This window comes from Mesorhizobium sp. BR1-1-16 (assembly GCF_020165495.1).
Lineage (GTDB): Bacteria > Pseudomonadota > Alphaproteobacteria > Rhizobiales > Kaistiaceae > Kaistia.
This window is the reverse complement of the sequence record NZ_JAIUIE010000006.1, coordinates 111,270-128,456: the sequence shown is the minus strand read 5'-3', so window position 1 is coordinate 128,456 and position 17,187 is coordinate 111,270. Positions and strand designations below refer to the sequence as shown.

Annotated in this window: 15 protein-coding genes; 8 read left to right on the top strand and 7 right to left on the bottom strand. The window is 65.3% G+C overall.

Annotation, left to right across the window (positions count from 1 at the left end):
- Window positions 1-73: 73 nt before the first annotated feature.
- The 3 genes from LB518_RS14965 to LB518_RS14955 all read left to right on the top strand — a co-directional run bounded on the left by LB518_RS14965 (window position 74) and on the right by LB518_RS14955 (window position 2,904).
- On the top strand, window positions 74-1,351 hold the full coding sequence (locus LB518_RS14965) for a cytochrome P450 (RefSeq protein WP_502845836.1): 1,278 nt from the start codon (window positions 74-76) through the stop codon (window positions 1,349-1,351).
- A gap of 232 nt (window positions 1,352-1,583) precedes the next feature.
- Window positions 1,584-1,958 carry a hypothetical protein gene (locus LB518_RS14960; RefSeq protein WP_224578324.1) on the top strand — a complete coding sequence of 125 codons (375 nt, stop codon included), beginning with the start codon at window positions 1,584-1,586 and terminating at the stop codon, window positions 1,956-1,958.
- An 82-nt stretch (window positions 1,959-2,040) separates the two neighbouring features.
- Window positions 2,041-2,904 carry a class I SAM-dependent methyltransferase gene (locus LB518_RS14955; RefSeq protein WP_224578323.1) on the top strand — a complete coding sequence of 288 codons (864 nt, stop codon included), beginning with the start codon at window positions 2,041-2,043 and terminating at the stop codon, window positions 2,902-2,904.
- Here the strand turns inward: LB518_RS14955 and LB518_RS14950 are convergent.
- Complete coding sequence (locus LB518_RS14950) at window positions 2,886-3,809, bottom strand: pseudouridine-5'-phosphate glycosidase (RefSeq protein WP_224578322.1); 924 nt, start codon at window positions 3,807-3,809, stop codon at window positions 2,886-2,888. The two genes, LB518_RS14955 and LB518_RS14950, sit on opposite strands and share 19 nt — an antisense overlap.
- A 28-nt stretch (window positions 3,810-3,837) precedes the next feature.
- A complete protein-coding gene (locus tag LB518_RS14945; protein WP_224578321.1) occupies window positions 3,838-4,347 on the bottom strand; it encodes an RT0821/Lpp0805 family surface protein in 510 nt (169 codons plus the stop codon).
- A 160-nt stretch (window positions 4,348-4,507) separates the two neighbouring features.
- Between LB518_RS14945 and recA the strand changes: the two genes are divergently transcribed.
- The 4 genes from recA to LB518_RS14925 all read left to right on the top strand — a co-directional run bounded on the left by recA (window position 4,508) and on the right by LB518_RS14925 (window position 10,649).
- On the top strand, window positions 4,508-5,596 hold the full coding sequence (gene recA, locus LB518_RS14940) for a recombinase RecA (RefSeq protein WP_224578320.1): 1,089 nt from the start codon (window positions 4,508-4,510) through the stop codon (window positions 5,594-5,596).
- A gap of 64 nt (window positions 5,597-5,660) precedes the next feature.
- Complete coding sequence (locus LB518_RS14935; protein WP_224578319.1) at window positions 5,661-6,020, top strand: GFA family protein; 360 nt, start codon at window positions 5,661-5,663, stop codon at window positions 6,018-6,020.
- Window positions 6,021-6,168: 148 nt separating this feature from the next.
- The gene (alaS, locus tag LB518_RS14930; protein ID WP_224578318.1) at window positions 6,169-8,817 is read left to right on the top strand and encodes an alanine--tRNA ligase; all 2,649 of its coding nucleotides are present in this window, start codon (window positions 6,169-6,171) and stop codon (window positions 8,815-8,817) included.
- A 71-nt stretch (window positions 8,818-8,888) separates the two neighbouring features.
- Window positions 8,889-10,649, top strand: coding sequence for a cation:proton antiporter domain-containing protein (locus LB518_RS14925; protein WP_224578317.1), 1,761 nt, complete (start codon window positions 8,889-8,891; stop codon window positions 10,647-10,649).
- A 46-nt stretch (window positions 10,650-10,695) separates the two neighbouring features.
- Here LB518_RS14925 and LB518_RS14920 read toward each other — a convergent pair whose 3' ends face one another.
- A complete protein-coding gene (locus LB518_RS14920; protein ID WP_224578316.1) occupies window positions 10,696-11,721 on the bottom strand; it encodes an aldo/keto reductase in 1,026 nt (341 codons plus the stop codon).
- Between the two features lie 87 nt (window positions 11,722-11,808).
- Complete coding sequence (locus tag LB518_RS14915; protein ID WP_224578315.1) at window positions 11,809-12,645, bottom strand: oxidoreductase; 837 nt, start codon at window positions 12,643-12,645, stop codon at window positions 11,809-11,811.
- 153 nt (window positions 12,646-12,798) lie between these two features.
- Here LB518_RS14915 and LB518_RS14910 point away from each other — a divergent pair, with 153 nt between their 5' ends.
- Window positions 12,799-13,710, top strand: coding sequence for an AraC family transcriptional regulator (locus tag LB518_RS14910; protein ID WP_224578314.1), 912 nt, complete (start codon window positions 12,799-12,801; stop codon window positions 13,708-13,710).
- Window positions 13,711-14,078: 368 nt separating this feature from the next.
- Here the strand turns inward: LB518_RS14910 and LB518_RS14905 are convergent, their stop codons facing one another.
- The 3 genes from LB518_RS14905 to LB518_RS14895 form a co-directional block, all read right to left on the bottom strand.
- Window positions 14,079-15,038, bottom strand: a complete 960-nt coding sequence (locus tag LB518_RS14905; RefSeq protein WP_224578313.1) for a sensor domain-containing diguanylate cyclase — start codon at window positions 15,036-15,038, stop codon at window positions 14,079-14,081.
- Window positions 15,039-15,163: 125 nt separating this feature from the next.
- Window positions 15,164-15,880, bottom strand: coding sequence for a hypothetical protein (locus LB518_RS14900; RefSeq protein WP_224578312.1), 717 nt, complete (start codon window positions 15,878-15,880; stop codon window positions 15,164-15,166).
- 68 nt (window positions 15,881-15,948) lie between these two features.
- A complete protein-coding gene (locus LB518_RS14895; protein ID WP_224578311.1) occupies window positions 15,949-17,166 on the bottom strand; it encodes an NADP-dependent isocitrate dehydrogenase in 1,218 nt (405 codons plus the stop codon).
- Between the last annotated feature and the right edge of the window lie 21 nt (window positions 17,167-17,187).

Below are 17,187 nucleotides of genomic sequence, written 5' to 3'. Positions count from 1 at the left end.
ATGGCCGCTTGCATCCCGTCCGTCCGCATCCGAACCTTGCGCGGTGCACCACGGATCGAGACGGGACAGCGTGATCATCCAACAGCCGACTGCCACAGGCCTCGCGCCGCAGACCTCCGCTCCCTTTCGCATCGACCCCGCGACGCGCCGCGTCTCCATCGACGCCCGCGATCCGGCCTTTTTCCAGGATCCCTATCCGGTCTTTGAGGCGATCCGGGCGGTCGCGCCGGTGTTTTTCTGGGAGCAGTACGGCCTCTGGTGCTTCCTCGATGCGGCGGACGTGCATGCGCTTTTCCGCGACAAGCGCTTCGGTCGCGAGATCCTGCATGTCGCGACGCGAGAAGAACTGGGCATTCCCGAGGTGCCGGAGCGGCTCCGACCCTTCACCGACATCGACACGCTCTCGATGCTCGATCGCGAGCCGCCGACGCATACGCGGCTCAGAACCCTCGTCAATCGGGCCTTCGTCTCGCGGCAGGTCGAGCGGCTGCGGCCGCGCATCGCGGCGCTCGCCAATGAACTGATCGATCGCTTCGAAGATGCCGGGGAGGTCGATCTCATCGCGGCTTTCGCGACGCCGATCCCGGTCATCGTCATCGCCGAGATGCTCGGCGTGCCGACGAGCCGCGCGGACGACCTGCTCGACTGGTCGCACAAGATGGTGGCGATGTATCAGTTCGGCCGCACGCGGGCGATCGAGGATGCGGCCGTCGCGGCGGTTCAGGATTTCGTCGCCTATCTGAAAGAGGTGATCGCCGAGCGGCGCAAGGCGCCGGCTGACGATCTCGTCTCGACGCTGATCGCCGCCGAGGAAAAGGGCGACCGCCTCTCGGAAGACGAGTTGATCGCGACCATCATCCTGCTTCTGAACGCCGGCCATGAGGCGACTGTGCATGCCATCGGCAATGGCGCGAAGGCGATCCTCGAGACCGGGCTCGATCCTGCCGTCGTCTTCGCGACCGACGAGGCTGTCGAGGCGACGGCAGAGGAATGCCTCCGCTTCGATCCGCCGCTGCACTTCTTCTCGCGCTATGCGCTTGAAGATCTCGATTATGCCGGCATCGCGCTGAAGAAGGGCGAAAGCGTCGGTCTGGTGCTCGGCGCCGCCAACCGCGATCCCACGCGTTATGTCGATGCGGCCCTCCTTGATCCGGCGCGCCCGGCGCTGGCGCATTTCGGCTTCGGCGGCGGCATCCATTTCTGCATCGGCGCGCCGTTGGCGCGGCTTGAACTGCAGGTCGCGCTGCCGATCCTCTTCGCCCGGCTGCCGGGCCTCAGGATCGCGGCGCCGCCACGCTATCGCGACAGCTATCATTTTCACGGGCTCGAGGCCTTGCGCCTCGCCTGGTGACCGGCCGCCGTTGGCACCGGACCTGCACCTGGCGGCGGACCATGGATCATCAGCCCCACCGTTGAGGCGGATCAAGAGGTGCCTGTAGCGCTTATGGATGTCCTATCGGCACTCGCCTGAAGGGCCATGTGGCCTACATCATCAGCCGCCCTCGACCGGGTAGACCTTGCATCTCGCGCCCGAATTGTCATCAATCGCCCGCGGCTGGCGGATGATGCGTGGAGGAATGACGATGCGTCATGGCGGTTTGATCATCGCGGCAGGCGCGATGGTCGTGGCAAGCTTGCCGGCAGATGCGCAGAGCTATGTCGGGACGCCGCTTGCGACGCCCGCGCTGCAGGCGGCCATTATCGGCGCGGTCGCGGCGCGGCTGCCCGATCCGGCAGCTGCCCGTATCCGCGATCTCGCTCCATCGCTTGCCCGCAACGGCCGCGGCTATTGCGGCAAGGCCAGCGCCGACGCGACGGCGGCCTTCCAGCCGTTTCACATCATCGCCGATGATGACGGCAGCTTCGCCGTGCTCATCCTGCCGGCGAGCGGCGATCCACCGGGACTTGCCCGCGCCGACGCAGTGCATCTCCTCACCGATCTCGGATGCCTGCGTTGAGCTTCGACGGGCTCGCCGCTTGCATCCAAGACCAGTCGTCAGCATTGTCCGGCAGGCTCATGGACAAGGGAGCTATACGGACGTGATCGAGGGAAAGCCGAGCGCCACGGCGTTTCGAGCCGCGATGCGCCGGGCGGCGCACCAGTTGCTCGACAAGCCGCTGATCTTCGAGGACCCGCTTGCGCTGACCATCATCGGCGGCGATCGGGGCTCGCCGGTTGCGCGCGATGAAATCAGCCGCGCCGATTCATCGGGCGGCGCTGCGCTGCGCACCTTCCTGGCCGCCCGCAGCCGCTTTGCCGAGGACAAGCTTGCGGCGGCCGTCGCGGGCGGTGTTCGCCGCGTGGTCGTGCTTGGCGCAGGGCTCGACACGTTCGCCTATCGCAACCCCTTCGCCGACCAGGGCGTCGTCGTCTATGAGGTCGACCATCCGGCAACCCAGGCCTGGAAGCGCCAACGCCTCGAGCAGACACTCATTCCCGTGCCTGAAAGCACGCGCTTCGTGCCGGTCGATTTCTCCATCGATCGGCTGGACGGCAAGCTTGAGGCCGCGGGGCTTGAGCCGGATGCGCCGGTGTTCTTTTCCTGGCTTGGCGTGGTGCCTTATCTGTCGGAGATTGCCATTCTCACGACGCTCGGCATCATCGCTGCCCGCAAGGGCGGCGCCGAGCTGGTGCTCGATTATGCCGAGCCTCCGGACCGGGTCGGCGTGTTGCAGCGGCTGGCCTTCCTGACGCTTGCCGGCCGCGCGGCCCAGCTTGGCGAGCCTTTCGTCAGCTATTTCCGGCCCGACGAAATGGAGCGGCATCTCGCCGCCCTCGGCTTCGAAGTGACGGCCAATCTGTCAGGCCCGGATCTTGGCAGTCTCTATGTGACGGGGCCGTCGCCGCTCGATGAAGCGGAGGTCGGCCACGTCCTCCATGCGCGTCACCCCGCCACGGCCTGAAGCGCCACGGCGATCTCGCCGGCGAGGCGAGCATTGTTCTTGACCAGCGCGATATTGGTCACGAGGCTGCGCCCGCCGGTCAGCGTCAGGATGCGGCCGAGCACATAGGGCGTGACCGCCTTGGCGCGGATGCCGTCGCGCTCGGCGTCGCGGATCGCCTCCTCGATATGGGCGCGCATCTCGGCGGCCGGGATCTCGTCGGCGAGCGGGACGGGATTGGCGACCAGCAGGCCGCCCTTGAGACCGAGCTCGGTGCGCGTTGCAAGGAAGCTCGCGATATCAGCTGGATCGTCGAGGCGGAGCGGCGAGGGCAGGCCACTGTCGCGCGACCAGAAGGCCGGCAGCATATCCTGGCCGACCGTCACTACGGGCACGCCGAGCGTCTCCAGCACTTCGAGCGTTTTCGGGATATCGAGCAGCGCCTTGGCGCCGGCGGAGACCACCGTGACAGGCGTCTCGGCGAGCTCATAGAGATCGGCCGAGACGTCGAAGCTGGTTTCGGCGCCGCGATGGACGCCGCCGATTCCGCCTGTCGCGAAGACCCGGATGCCCGCAAGCGCCGCCGAGATCATGGTCGCGGCTACCGTGGTGGCGCCCGGCCGGCCGGTCGCAAGCGCGAAGGCGAGATCGGCCCGCGACAGCTTCATGACGTTCTTCATGCCGGCCAGATCTTCGAGCTCGGCGGCGGTCAGTCCGACGCGGATCGCGCCATCGATGATCGCGATCGTCGCCGGCACCGCGCCCGCGCCGCGCACGACCTCTTCGACGGCAAGGGCGGTCCCGACATTTTCCGGATAGGGCATGCCATGGGTGACGATCGTCGTCTCCAGTGCGACGAGCGGGCGCCCGTCTGCCCGCGCCGCGGCGACTTCGTCGGAAAGGCGGATGCGATCGGAAAGGCTCATTGCGGATACCATGTTGTTGAAACCTTGGTCAGGAGATCGTCTGCCACGAGCCGTCGGGCATGCGGCATGCGGTGCCGCGCAGGGCTTCGCCGCGTCCGTCGACGACGATCTGGTGCGTGTAGGGGCGGCACTCGCGGCCGCTCTGCTTGCGGATCGGCCCGGGAATGACCTGACCGTGGCTCGATCCGGCGTTCCAACTGACTGGCACGCCGGGCTGGCCGGTGGTGATCGCGCGCGTCTCCGCCTCCGAGGCCTGGCGCTGCGCGTTCTGATCCATGCTCCTGCCGATCTGGCTGCCGATGATGCCGCCGATCCCGCCACCGACGATCGTCGCGCCGAGCTTGCCTGCACCGGAGCCGAACTGGCTGCCGATCATGGCGCCGACGGCCGAGCCGGCGATCCCGCCCAGCTGTTGGTTGGTCGGGGCCTGGCAGGCGCTGAGCGCCAGCATGGCGAGAAGTGTCACGAGGAGGGCAGGGCGCTGCACGTTGAGGTCGCTCTCTCTACTTGATGAAACAGTGCGGATTTCCCGCTGCATAGCATCACAGAGGGGCATGTCGCACCACCCGGCCGCGCTGCATGGCAGGACTCACATATGCGGGCGGCAAGGCGTGGATGCAGCTTGCGGATGAGAACAAAACATGTACAATGTTCTCAGTTTGATCGACTCCTCGCAGTATGGAATAAGGATCGCACGTATGTCGCAAACTTCTCTCCGTCTCGTCGAAGGGGCCACAATGGACAAGTCGAAGGCGCTGGATGCCGCTCTCAGCCAGATCGAGCGGGCGTTCGGCAAGGGCTCGATCATGCGGCTCGGCAAGAACGACAAGGTCGTCGAGATCGGTACTGTCCCGACCGGATCGCTCGGGCTCGACATCGCGCTCGGGATCGGCGGTCTGCCGCGCGGCCGCATCGTCGAGATCTATGGGCCGGAATCCTCGGGCAAGACGACGCTGGCGCTGCACACCATCGCCGAAGCGCAGAAGAATGGCGGCATTTGCGCCTTCGTCGATGCCGAGCATGCGCTTGACCCCGTCTATGCCCGCAAGCTCGGCGTCAATCTCGATGACCTCCTGATCTCGCAGCCGGACACCGGCGAGCAGGCGCTCGAGATCACCGATACGCTGGTGCGCTCCGGCGCCATCGACGTGCTGGTGGTTGATTCGGTTGCCGCCCTGACGCCGCGCGCCGAGATCGAGGGCGAGATGGGCGACAGCCTGCCCGGCCTGCAGGCGCGCTTGATGAGCCAGGCGCTCAGGAAGCTCACCGCTTCGATCTCGAAGTCGAAGACGATGGTGATCTTCATCAATCAGATCCGCATGAAGATCGGCGTCATGTTCGGCAATCCCGAGACGACGACCGGCGGCAATGCGCTGAAATTCTACGCGTCGGTCCGTCTCGACATCCGCCGCATCGGCGCGATCAAGGATCGCGACGAGGTCGTCGGCAACCAGACCCGCGTCAAGGTGGTGAAGAACAAGCTGGCGCCGCCGTTCAAGCAGGTCGAATTCGACATCATGTATGGCGAGGGCGTGTCGAAGGTCGGCGAATTGATCGATCTCGGCGTCAAGGCCGGCATCGTCGAAAAGTCGGGCGCGTGGTTCTCCTATGACAGCCAGCGTCTCGGTCAGGGCCGCGAGAATGCCAAGGCGTTCTTCCGCGACAATCCTGAGATCGCCAACACGGTAGAACAGGCCATCCGGCAGAATGCCGGCCTGCTTGCCGAGGCCTTGCTTTCGAAGGATGGCGAAGCCGAAGCGGATGGCGACGACGCCCTGGAAGCGTAATCACCTGGAGGCGTGACCAGCGGAGGCGCGGCGAGCTGCGCCTTCGCTTTGAGGGAGGTTGAGGATGGCTGAAGCGACGGACGAGACAGGCGGCTGCCACTGCGGCAAGGTTCGTTTCGAGGCGCATGGCGATTTCACCAGCGCGATCTCCTGCAATTGCTCGATCTGCCAGAAGCGCGGACATTGGCTCGCCTTCGTCCCGGCGAGCAACTTCAGCGTGACGGCGGGGGAAGACAACCTCACCGACTATCAATTCAACCGTCACATCATCCATCATCTCTTCTGCCAGGATTGCGGCATCGAAGCCTTTGCGCGAGCGAAGGGGCCCGATGGCAGCAACATGGTTGCGGTCAATGTGCGGTGCATCGATGGCATCGACCTCGCATCGGTCACCGTCAACGCCTATGACGGTCGCGGCCACTGAGGCATGACAAAGCGGCGGCGGCGCCTCGCCGGTGCTGTGTCGGCAATGCTGCTTTCTGGACAGTCCCGCGGCCGGCCGCTACAAACGCGGCCAGGTTTCTCACCGGGCATCCGCGACGCGGCCTCCCGGTCTTCAAGCGGATCATTCCATGAGCAGCGTCAACGACATCCGGTCGGCCTATCTCGGATTCTATCAGCAGAACGGCCATGAGATCGTCGCCTCGAGCTCGCTCGTGCCGCAGAACGATCCGACGCTGATGTTCACCAATGCCGGCATGGTCCAGTTCAAGGACTATTTCACCGGCCGGGCCGCGGCGCCCTGGCCGCGGGCGACGACGTCGCAGAAATGCGTGCGCGCCGGCGGCAAGCACAATGATCTCGACAATGTCGGCTACACCGCCCGGCATCACACCTTCTTCGAGATGCTCGGCAATTTCTCGTTCGGCGACTATTTCAAGGAACGGGCGATCGAGCTGGCCTGGACGCTGGTGACGCGCGAGTTCGGCCTTGCCAAGGACAAGCTCCTCGTCACCGTCTATCACGAGGACGACGAGGCGTTTGATCTCTGGAAGAAGATCGCCGGCCTGCCCGAAGAGCGGATCATCCGTATCGCGACGTCCGACAATTTCTGGCAGATGGGCGACACCGGCCCCTGCGGCCCGTGCTCCGAGATCTTCTTCGATCATGGCGAGGGCATTCCGGGTGGCCCGCCGGGCAGCCCGGATGAGGATGGCGACCGCTTCATCGAGATCTGGAATCTCGTCTTCATGCAGTTCGAGCAGATCGCGCCGGGCAACCGGCTGCCGCTGCCGCGCCCGTCGATCGATACTGGCATGGGGCTCGAGCGCATCGCCGCCGTGCTTCAGGGCGTCCACGACAATTACGACATCGATCTCTTCAAGGCGCTGATCCGCGCCTCCGTCGAGGCGACAGGCGTGCCGGCCGAGGGCGCGCAGCGCGCCAGCCATCGCATCATCGCCGATCACCTGCGCGCCTCTTCCTTCCTGATCGCTGACGGTGTGCTGCCTTCGAACGAGGGTCGCGGCTATGTGCTGCGCCGGATCATGCGCCGCGCCATGCGCCATGCGCATATTCTCGGCGCTGCCGATCCGCTGCTGTGGCGGCTGGTGCCGGCTTTGGTGCGCGAGATGGGCCAGGCCTATCCCGAACTTGTGCGTGGCGAAGCGCTGATCACCGAGACGATGCGGCTGGAGGAAATCCGCTTCCGCCGCACGTTGGCCCGCGGCCTCGTGCTGCTCGACGAGGCGACGACAGGTTTTGTTTCCGGCGCCACGCTTGATGGCGAGACGGCGTTCCGCCTCTATGACACCTACGGCTTTCCGCTCGATCTGACGCAGGACGCGCTCCGCGCCCGCGGCATTGGCGTCGATACTGACGTGTTCCAGACCGCGATGGAGCGCCAGAAGACGGAGGCGCGCGCCAGCTGGGCCGGCTCGGGCGATACCGCAGCCGAGACGATCTGGCTGACATTGCGCGATCGGCTCGGTCCGACCGAATTCCTCGGCTATTCCTCCGAGGCTTCCGAAGGCAAGGTGCTGGCGCTTGTCCGCGACGGCGCCGAGATCGCCGCTGCCGAGACTGGCGAACGCGTGCAGATCATCGTCAACCAGACGCCGTTCTATGGCGAATCGGGCGGTCAGGTCGGCGATGCCGGCACGATCGAGACTGAAGGCGGCGGCCGGGTGCGCATCGAGGACACGCAGAAGCGCGGCGACGGGCTGTTCGTCCATAACGGTGTCGTCGAGAGCGGCAGCGTGAAGGTCGGCGACTCGGCCCGGCTGCTGGTCGATCATGGCCGCCGCGCGTCGATCCGCTCGCATCATTCGGCGACGCATCTCCTGCATGCGGCGCTGCGCAAGGTGCTCGGCGAGCATGTCGCGCAGAAGGGTTCGCTGGTGGCGCCGGATCGGCTGCGCTTCGATTTCAGCCATCCGAAGCCGATCGATGCGGCAGAGCTGGCGGCGGTCGAGGACATCGCCAATGAGGTGGTGCTGCAGGACAGCGCCGTATCGACGCGCCTGATGGAGCGCGACGAAGCGATTGCCGCTGGCGCCATGGCGCTGTTCGGTGAGAAATATGGCGACGAGGTCCGCGTCGTCTCGATGGGCGAGCGGGATGGTAAGGCCTATTCGGTCGAGCTGTGCGGCGGAACGCATGTCGGCCGCACGGGCGAGATCGGGCTCGTCACGATCGTCGGCGAGGGTGCGGTCGCGTCGGGTGTCCGCCGCGTCGAGGCGCTGACCGGCAAGGCCGCGCGCGATCACCTCGAATTGCAGGACAAGCGGCTGAAGGAAGTCGCCCAGGCGCTGAAGGTCCGTCCGGACGAGGCCGTCGAGCGCGTGACGATCCTCGTCGAAGAGCGGCGGCGGCTCGAGCGCGAGCTCGCCGATGCGCGGCGCAAGCTGGCGCTCGGCGGCGGCGGGCAGGCGTCGGGCGATGGCGTGCGCGATGTCGGCGACGTCCGCTATCTCGGCCGCGTGGTCGAGGGCATCGCGCCGAAGGACCTGAAGGGTCTCGTCGACGAAGCCAGGAAATCGGTCGGCTCGGGCGTTGTCGCGTTTGTCGGCGTCGCGGAAGACGGCAAGGCGGCGATCGTCGTCGGCGTCAGCGAAGACCTCGTCGCGCGGTTCAGCGCCGTCGACCTGGTTCGGGTGGGTGCCGAGGTCCTCGGCGGCAAGGGCGGCGGCGGGCGCCCGGACATGGCGCAGGCGGGCGGCCCCGATGGCGCGCGCGCCGGCGAGGCGCTCGGCGCGATCGAGGCGCGGCTTGCCGGCTGATCCGCGTCTAGAGGGCAGGATGAGATAGACGGACGCGATAGAAACGCAGCTTTCGGTGGAGCGGGAAACAGATGGACCAGGTAGCCGACTTCCGTCAGCTACTGGTGTTCCTTGTTGCCGCCGGGATCGTCGTCCCGCTCTTCCAGCATCTGAAGCTCGGCGTCGTCATGGGCTTCCTGATCGCCGGCATCATTGTTGGACCGGGCGGCTTCGGCCATCTCGTGCCGATCAATTCGCTGTTCGGCTACGCGACGATCACCAATGTCGGCCAATTGCAGGCCCTCGGCGATCTCGGGATCCTGTTCCTGCTGTTCACCATCGGGTTGGAGCTCTCCTTCGCGCGCGTCGGGGCCATCGGCCGGTTGATGCTCGGCGCCGGCGGGCTGCAGGTGGCGCTGGTCACCGCCGCGATCTATGGCGCCGGAGCGCTTTCTGGCTTCGAGTTTGACGATTCGCTGGTTTTCGGCATGGCATTCGCCCTGTCCTCGACCGCGATCGTGACGCAATCGCTGGCGGAGCGGCGGCGGCTCGGGACGCCGACGGGGCGCATCGCGCTCGGCGTGTTGATCCTGCAGGATTTGATGGTGGTGCCGATCGTCATCATCGTCGGCATTCTCGGCCAGAAGGGCGCCAGTGTCGGCCCGTCGCTGGTCAAGGGCATTGCGCTGGCCGTCGTGGTGGTCATCGCGGTCGTGCTGCTTGGCCGCACGATCGTGAAGCCGCTGATGCGCTTTGCCGGCGCGACCGGCAATCGCACGCTGCTGATTTCGATCACGCTCCTGATCATCGTTGCGGCCGGCGCGATCACATCCCGCGCCGGGCTTTCAGCGGCGCTCGGCGCATTTCTGGCCGGGCTTCTGCTCAGCGAGACCGAATATCGCCATCAGATCGATGTCGAGGTCGAGCCGTTCAAGGATCTGCTGCTCGGTCTCTTCTTCATGACCGTCGGCATGACGATCGACGTCGTTGCCGTCATTGGCCAGTTGCCGTTGATCCTCGGCGCGCTCGCCATGCTTTTCGCCGTCAAGCTTGCGGTTGGCTATCTCGCGTTCCGCATGGCGCGGCTGCCGCGGCCGGGCGCGGTCGAGACGGCGTTCATCCTGGCTGGCGCCGGCGAATTCGCCTTCGTGGTGTTCACGCTCGCTGCCCGCGACAATGTCATCGCACCCGACATCGCCCGCCTCGCCACGACGATCGCGGCCCTTTCAATGGTCCTGTCGCCGCTGCTCGGCATCGTCGGGGGGAAGCTCGCCGCCCGGTTCAAGGCGCGCGACGCTCAGGCAAGCCAGGGCGTGACCGGGCAGGAGAGCTTTTCGGACCATGTCATCATCGGAGGCTTCGGCCGGTTTGGCGCCACGGTCGCGGCCTTGCTCGCGGCCGAGGACATTCCGCATGTCGCGCTCGATCTGAATTCCGAGCATGTCCGCCGCGCTTCGAAGGAGGGGCATGCCATTTTCTTCGGTGATGCGACGCGCCCCGAAATCCTCGCAAAGCTCGGCGCCGACAAGGCCCGTGCCTTTGTCGTCACGCTGGATGAGACCGGCGTTGCCGAGCGAATGGTCCAGACGATCCGCGAACACTGGCCGAATGCGATCATCCACGCCCGCGCGCGCTCGTTGACGCATGCGCGCCGGCTGCTGGAGTGCGGCGCGACGGATGTCGTTCCGGAGGCATTGGAAGGCAGCCTGCAGCTTGCCGGCAATCTTCTCGCCGGGATCGGTCTGCCGGATGAGGCTGTGGAGCAGCGTCTGGCCGTCGCCCGCGAGGTCGCGCGGAGCCGCATGCGCGATCAGGCCGCGGCGGACGGAAAAGCGGCGCCTATCGACGGCTAAGGTAGCAAGTTGGCCGCCCGCATCGGATGCGGGCGGCCGTGCGCATTCAGCCGGCCTTGCGGTTTTCGCTCTGACGCTCAAGCATCCAGCCCGGATATTCTGGCGGCAGGGCGCTGACGGCATCGAGCTTGCTCATGTCGTCGTCGCTGAGGGTTACCGCGACGGCGGCGAGATTGTCGTCGAGCTGTTCGACGGTCTTGGCGCCGATGATCACGGTGGTGACGAAGGGTTTCTTCAGCAGATAGGCGAGCGCGACCTGCGCCACCGTTACGCCCTTGGCACCGGCGATCTCGCGCATCACCTCGACGGCATCGAAGGCGCGGTCCTTGTCCACCGGCGGGAAGTCGAAATTCGCCCTGCGGCCACCCTCCGCCGATGTACCGTCGCGATCATATTTGCCCGACAGAAGGCCTCCGGCGAGCGGGCTCCAGACCATGAGGCCGACCTTCTGGTCGAGGAGGAGCGGGGCGATCTCGCGCTCCAGATCGCGGCCGGCTATGGTGTAATAGGCCTGCAGCGAAGCGAAGCGCGTCCAGCCATTGGCATCGGCGATGCCGAGCGCCTTCATGATCTGCCAGGCTGCCCAATTCGAGACGCCGACATAGCGGACATGGCCGTGGCGCACGAGGTCATCGAGCGCCCGGACGGTTTCCTCGACCGGCGTCAGCGGATCGAACCCGTGAATCTGATAGAGGTCGATATAGTCGGTGCCGAGGCGGGCGAGGCTCGCCTTGACGGCATCCATGATATGGCCGCGCGAGGCGCCGCGATCGTTCGGGCCGGGGCCGACCTGGCCGAGTGCCTTGGTGGCCAGCACGATGTCGCTGCGCTTGCGGCCGGAGTTCACCATCGCTCGGCCGGTGATCTCCTCCGACAGGCCCGACGCGTAGACATCGGCCGTATCAATGAAATTGACGCCGGCATCCAGCGCGCGGGCGACGATCCGGTCGGCGGCCGACTGGTCGAGTTCGCCGATCGCGGACCAGATGCCGCCATTGCCGCCGAAGGTCATGGTGCCGAGGGTGAGTTCCGAGACGAGGAGGCCGGTGCCTCCGAGTTTGTTGTAGCGCATGGGATCGATCCGTTCTGGCTGGTTGGAGGCGCCGTACGGCGCCTGGGAGAGGGGGGCGGGGTCAGGCCCGGCTCACCGGCGGCGCCGCTAGAAGGAGCCGTCGGTCCTGATGGAAAGTGCTTTGGTCGCTTCGAGTTCGCCTTGCAGGCGGGCGATCTTGGCGGCAAACACCTCGGCCGAGTCGGAGCCGGCGGCATAGCGGAAGGGCGGCTTGTCCTCGCCTGCGAGTTCGACGATCACGGCTCCGAGCTTGGCTGGATCGCCTGCCTGGCGATGGTTGCGATCACGGTAGCCGTTGCGGATCTGGGCCGAGACTTCGGCATAATCGTCGATCGCCTTGCTGCCGAAGCTGACGGAGGTCTCGTCGAGGAAATCCGTCCGGAAGAAGCCGGGCTCGACAACCGTCACATGGATGCCGAACGGCTCAACTTCCTGGGCGAGCGATTCGGAGAATCCTTCGACGGCGAACTTGCTGGAACAATAGATCGAGCCGCCGAGGCCGCCCCGCAGGCCCGCGATCGACGAGAGGTTGAAGATATGGCCGGCGCGCTGGCGTCGCATCACCGGCAGGACGGCACGCGTCATGTTGAACAGGCCGAAGACGTTGGTCGCGAATTGACGCTCGGCATCGCCGAGCGCGGTTTCCTCGAAAAGTCCGAGCTGCCCGTAGCCGGCATTGTTGACGAGGATGTCGATCCGGCCGAAGCGGGCGACGGCAGCATCGACGGCAGCCGCGATCTGATCCGCATCGGTGACGTCCAGCGGCAGGGCGAGCAGGGCATCCCCTGCATCGGCAAACGCGCCCTCGATTGTCTCGGGCTTGCGGCCCGTCGCCACGACGGTGTCGCCGGCGGCGAGCGCCGCCCTCACGATCTCGGCGCCGATACCGCGCGTGGCGCCCGTCACGAACCAGACTTTGCTCATGGAAATCTCCTTGCATCAGCCTCCCGAAGATGATGCGCCAGCGGCTCCGGCGTTAGCCAATTGCTTGCGCCTTCTTGCCTGATCCTCGCAGAGTGGCCATGCTTGATGCGCATGCTGTTGCGGCTCGCCACGTCGCGGGCGATAGGAATACGCATGAACCAGCTCGAAGAACTACGTGACATCCTGCGACGCAGGGCGGTGCTTGGCCGCGCCGAAACAGCGATCCCGCGTTTGCGGTTGATCAGGGCTGAAGCGGCGACCTTGCCCGCGCCCTCTTTCTACGAGCCGGTGCTCTGTATCGCGGTCCAGGGTTCGAAACGGCTGATGGTGGGCGAACAGGCGGTGGTCTACGACCCATCCCGGTTTCTGCTCGTTGCCGTCGACCTGCCCGTGATGGCCTGCATCGTCGACGCGACTCCGGCCACGCCCTATCTCTGCGCGACGCTTCGGCTCGACCGGCTGGCGATCATCGAGATGCTGGCCGGTCTACCGGCAGCGGCGGAGGGCGCTGACCAGGGCGTCGGCATGGCGATCGGACCTCTTGAGGCGGATTTGCTCGATCCTGTCCTTCGGCTCGTGAGGCTGGTCGAGCAGCCGGGCGATGCCGCTGTCCTGGCGCCCCTTGCCGAACGGGAAATCCTCTACCGGCTGCTGACCGGGCCGGCAGGCGTTGTACTCCGCCAGATGGTGGCGCAGAACAGCCGCCTCGCGCGGGTCGACCGCGCCATCGACTGGATCAAGAGCCACTTCAACCAGCCGATGCGCATCGACAGTCTCGCTGAAATCGCCGGCATGAGCCCGGCCTCGCTGCATCGCCATTTCAAGGCTGTCACGGCGATGAGCCCGTTGCAATTCCAGAAGCAGATCCGGCTGATCGAGGCGCGGCGGCGGCTCGTTGCCGAAAATCTCGACGCCGGCATGATCGCCTTCTCCGTCGGCTATGAGAGCCAGTCCCAGTTCAGCCGCGAATATGCTCGCCTGTTCGGCGCGCCGCCTTCGCGCGATGCGGCCCGGCTGCGGGGCCTTGCGGCGGTCGATCCCGAACGCATCGGCGCGCCTGTATGAACCACGACGGCGCGTCGGCTGTCAGACGGCCTTCTGACTGATGAACAGCCCACTTTCCTTGGACGTTTCGAGCACCCCGCCACCGGCCTCGAAGGCTGGCGCTACCGCATAGCGGAAGGCCAGTATCTGACTTTTGTCTGCCCTGTTGCCGGGTGGAAGGACGTCATCGTCAGGATCAGATCCTCAGGTTCCGTGACGCGAAGACGCGCCGGATGCATCGTCATCGATACATTGCCGAACTGTTCGCGCAGCAGCTGTTCGGCGATCTGGAAGCCAACACGGCCGCGGCCGGCTCGGAAGGCGCACCGCCGAGCCGCGTCGTCAGCTCATGGGCTTCGCGGCGGTTGTGGGCAGGAGGTTGATTGTCATCATCCTCGACTGCCGCCGGCTTTGCTCGCATCGTCCGGCGCCTGAAAGTGCATCAGGCGAATGGCAATCGGCGCGCCGCTCGCTTTGGCCTCATACATCAGCCTATCTGCCTGATCGAGCAAATGGTCGGAGCTCCTGGGTGCCTCCATGACGGCGACGCCCATGGACAGGCCGATATTGAACAAGCTCCCGCCGATAAGGATTGGCTGGCAGACGGCGGCCGCAAGCTCTTCAAATCGCTGGGGTGTCGGCAGCGCTACGTTTGGGCAGGTGAACAGGATCGCGAACTCGTCACCGCCGATACGTCCGACATGATCGCCCGGGGAAGCAGCCTCGCTCAACCGGTGTCCGATGACGCGAAGCACGGCGTCCCCGACCGCATGTCCATGCCGGTCGTTGATGGCTTTGAAGCCGTTCAGATCGATATAGGCCAGTCCGACCGCCTCGTCGCCAGACAGTGATTCGACCGCGCGCGCCAGCAGCCGCTCGAACCCGGCCCGATTGGCCACTTCCGTCAGAGTATCGGTGTTCGCGGCCTGACGGATCGCATTTTCAAGTGCCTTGCGATCGGTGTTGTCGACGATGATTTCGATATCGACGCCGGCGCCGCCGATGACGCATCGATGTGCACTGATCAGCGTGGGAACAATCCGGCCCGAGGTGTGGCGCAGGTCGACTTCTTCGAGTTCATAGAAGCCCACGGTCGCCAGTTGATGCATGCGGCGCATACGGGAGGGCGAGTCGGGGCTGCCTGACATGTGCAGGGAGATCGGCTGCCCTTCCAACTCTGACCATTCGCGCCCGAAAAGTCGGAGATAGGCCGAATTGACCTGCACATAGTAGGAAGGTTCATCCGTCGTCGAAATGCAGAAGGCGACCGGCGAAAACTCGAACAGGGCCGACATCGCCTCGGCGAGGAGTTCCCGAGAGATCTTCGGCCGGGAGTTCAATTGCGTCACTCGCCTTTCAAACCACGTGTGACAGTCAAACCGCATCCAGGGGGAATGCCGCCTCGCTGACGAGACGGATTTTCTGCCATTCTTCCCGACCACCGTCGAGTTGATTTTGCCGCAACGCGGCAGGGTCACGAATGGCCGATCCAGACGCGAAGCCTGCCGACGGACGAGAAGCCGGCATCACGAAAAAGCGCGAGGCTCTCTCCATCCTCATAGCCGGTCAAAGCCATGTCTGGATGATGCTCTCGCGCGGCCGAAAGCAGCGCCGCGAGTCCCGCTGCGGCGTCCATGCCGGGGGCGAAGAAAACATTCGATAGGCCCACGGTCCGTGCGGAGCGATTGATCGCGGCCCCGGCACAAATGGTGCTGTTGATGACAAGAGCGAGGAACGCAACGCGCGCATCGAGAAGAATGGCAGGTGGAAAAATAGTCTGGGGCGCGGCGCCGTCTGACCACGCCGCCTCCCAGCGGGCGAGGTCCGAAGCGCTGGTGACCGCGACGACCGGATAGCGCGGATCGCGGAAAGCCGGGGCGCGATCTGATTCCAGCCGCAGCCAGTCGGCCTCGAAAGCGACGGCAAGGCCGAGATCAGCAGGATCCAGATTGGAGAAGCTGTCCTTGACGCCGAATGACGGGAGCCCCGAATGCTTCAGCAGGCGGACCGCCTCGCGTTGAACGACACCCCTGTCGGGATCAAGCGTGACGAGATTGGGATAAAAGGGTGGTGCGGAGCCGGGATTGATCCAGAAGCTGGCCTCGAACCGGCCGGGGGCGCCATGGGCCACCGAAATCGCATCGCACCATTCGGCGTTGTTGAGCGCAGCGAGGCTTGTGGCTTCGGCCATCCGATACCCCCGAGTGCAAAGCGGCGCGGGGCAAGCCGCGCCGCTTCGTGGCTGCTATTGGCGTAGACTCAGGCTGTTGCCATCGCCTTCGTCAGGTTGTCGCTGACCTTGTCGAGGAAGCCGGTGGTCGAGAGCCACTTCTGGTCCGGCCCGACGAGCAGCGCGAGATCCTTGGTCATGAAGCCGGACTCGACGGTATCGACGCAGACCTTTTCGAGGGTCGCGGAGAACTTGGCGAGTTCGGCATTGTCGTCGAGCTTGGCGCGATGGGCGAGGCCGCGCGTCCAGGCGAAGATCGAGGCGATGGAGTTGGTCGAGGTCTCCTTGCCCTTCTGATGCTCGCGATAATGGCGCGTTACCGTGCCATGCGCTGCCTCTGCCTCGACGGTCTTGCCGTCGGGGGTGAGCAGAACGGAGGTCATAAGGCCAAGCGAGCCGAAGCCCTGCGCGACGGTGTCGGACTGCACGTCGCCGTCATAGTTCTTGCACGCCCAGACATAACCGCCCGACCACTTCAGCGCCGACGCGACCATGTCGTCGATCAGGCGGTGCTCGTAGGTGATGCCGGCTTCCTTGAAGGCGCTGGCAAACTCGTTCTCGTAGACTTCCTGGAACAGATCCTTGAAGCGGCCGTCATACGCCTTGAGGATTGTGTTCTTGGTCGAGAGATAGACGGGGTATTTGCGCAGCAGGCCATAGTTCAGCGAGGCGCGCGCGAATTCGCGGATCGACTCGTCGAGGTTGTACATCGCCATCGCGACGCCGGCGCCCGGGAACTTGAAGACTTCCTTCTCGATCACCGTGCCGTCTTCACCTTCAAACTTGACGGTCAGGCGGCCCTTGCCGGGAACGAGGAAGTCGGTCGCCTTGTACTGGTCGCCGAAGGCGTGGCGGCCGACGATGATCGGCTGCGTCCAGCCCGGAACGAGGCGGGGCACGTTCTGGCAGATGATCGGTTCGCGGAAGATCACGCCGCCGAGGATGTTGCGGATGGTGCCGTTCGGCGACTTCCACATTTCCTTCAGGTTGAATTCCTTCACGCGGGCTTCGTCAGGCGTGATTGTGGCGCATTTGACGCCGACGCCGACCTTCTTGATCGCTTCGGCGGCCTCGACGGTCACCTTGTCGTTGGTGGCGTCGCGATGCTCGATGCCGAGATCAAAATATTGCAGATCGAGATCGAGATAGGGGTGGATCAGCTTGTCCTTGATGGCCTGCCAGATGATCCGGGTCATCTCGTCGCCGTCGAGCTCGACGACAGGATTGGCTACCTTGATCTTCGCCATGGAATGACTGCCTCGCCTTCG

Coding starts and splice junctions, on each gene's coding strand:
- LB518_RS14960 (WP_224578324.1), top strand. CDS start 1,584: ATGCGTCATGGCGGTTTGATCATCGCGGCAGGCGCGATGGTCGTGGCA.
- LB518_RS14950 (WP_224578322.1), bottom strand. CDS start 3,809: ATGAGCCTTTCCGATCGCATCCGCCTTTCCGACGAAGTCGCCGCGGCG.
- LB518_RS14945 (WP_224578321.1), bottom strand. CDS start 4,347: ATGCAGCGGGAAATCCGCACTGTTTCATCAAGTAGAGAGAGCGACCTC.
- recA (WP_224578320.1), top strand. CDS start 4,508: ATGTCGCAAACTTCTCTCCGTCTCGTCGAAGGGGCCACAATGGACAAG.
- LB518_RS14935 (WP_224578319.1), top strand. CDS start 5,661: ATGGCTGAAGCGACGGACGAGACAGGCGGCTGCCACTGCGGCAAGGTT.
- alaS (WP_224578318.1), top strand. CDS start 6,169: ATGAGCAGCGTCAACGACATCCGGTCGGCCTATCTCGGATTCTATCAG.
- LB518_RS14925 (WP_224578317.1), top strand. CDS start 8,889: ATGGACCAGGTAGCCGACTTCCGTCAGCTACTGGTGTTCCTTGTTGCC.
- LB518_RS14920 (WP_224578316.1), bottom strand. CDS start 11,721: ATGCGCTACAACAAACTCGGAGGCACCGGCCTCCTCGTCTCGGAACTC.
- LB518_RS14915 (WP_224578315.1), bottom strand. CDS start 12,645: ATGAGCAAAGTCTGGTTCGTGACGGGCGCCACGCGCGGTATCGGCGCC.
- LB518_RS14910 (WP_224578314.1), top strand. CDS start 12,799: ATGAACCAGCTCGAAGAACTACGTGACATCCTGCGACGCAGGGCGGTG.
- LB518_RS14900 (WP_224578312.1), bottom strand. CDS start 15,880: ATGGCCGAAGCCACAAGCCTCGCTGCGCTCAACAACGCCGAATGGTGC.
- LB518_RS14895 (WP_224578311.1), bottom strand. CDS start 17,166: ATGGCGAAGATCAAGGTAGCCAATCCTGTCGTCGAGCTCGACGGCGAC.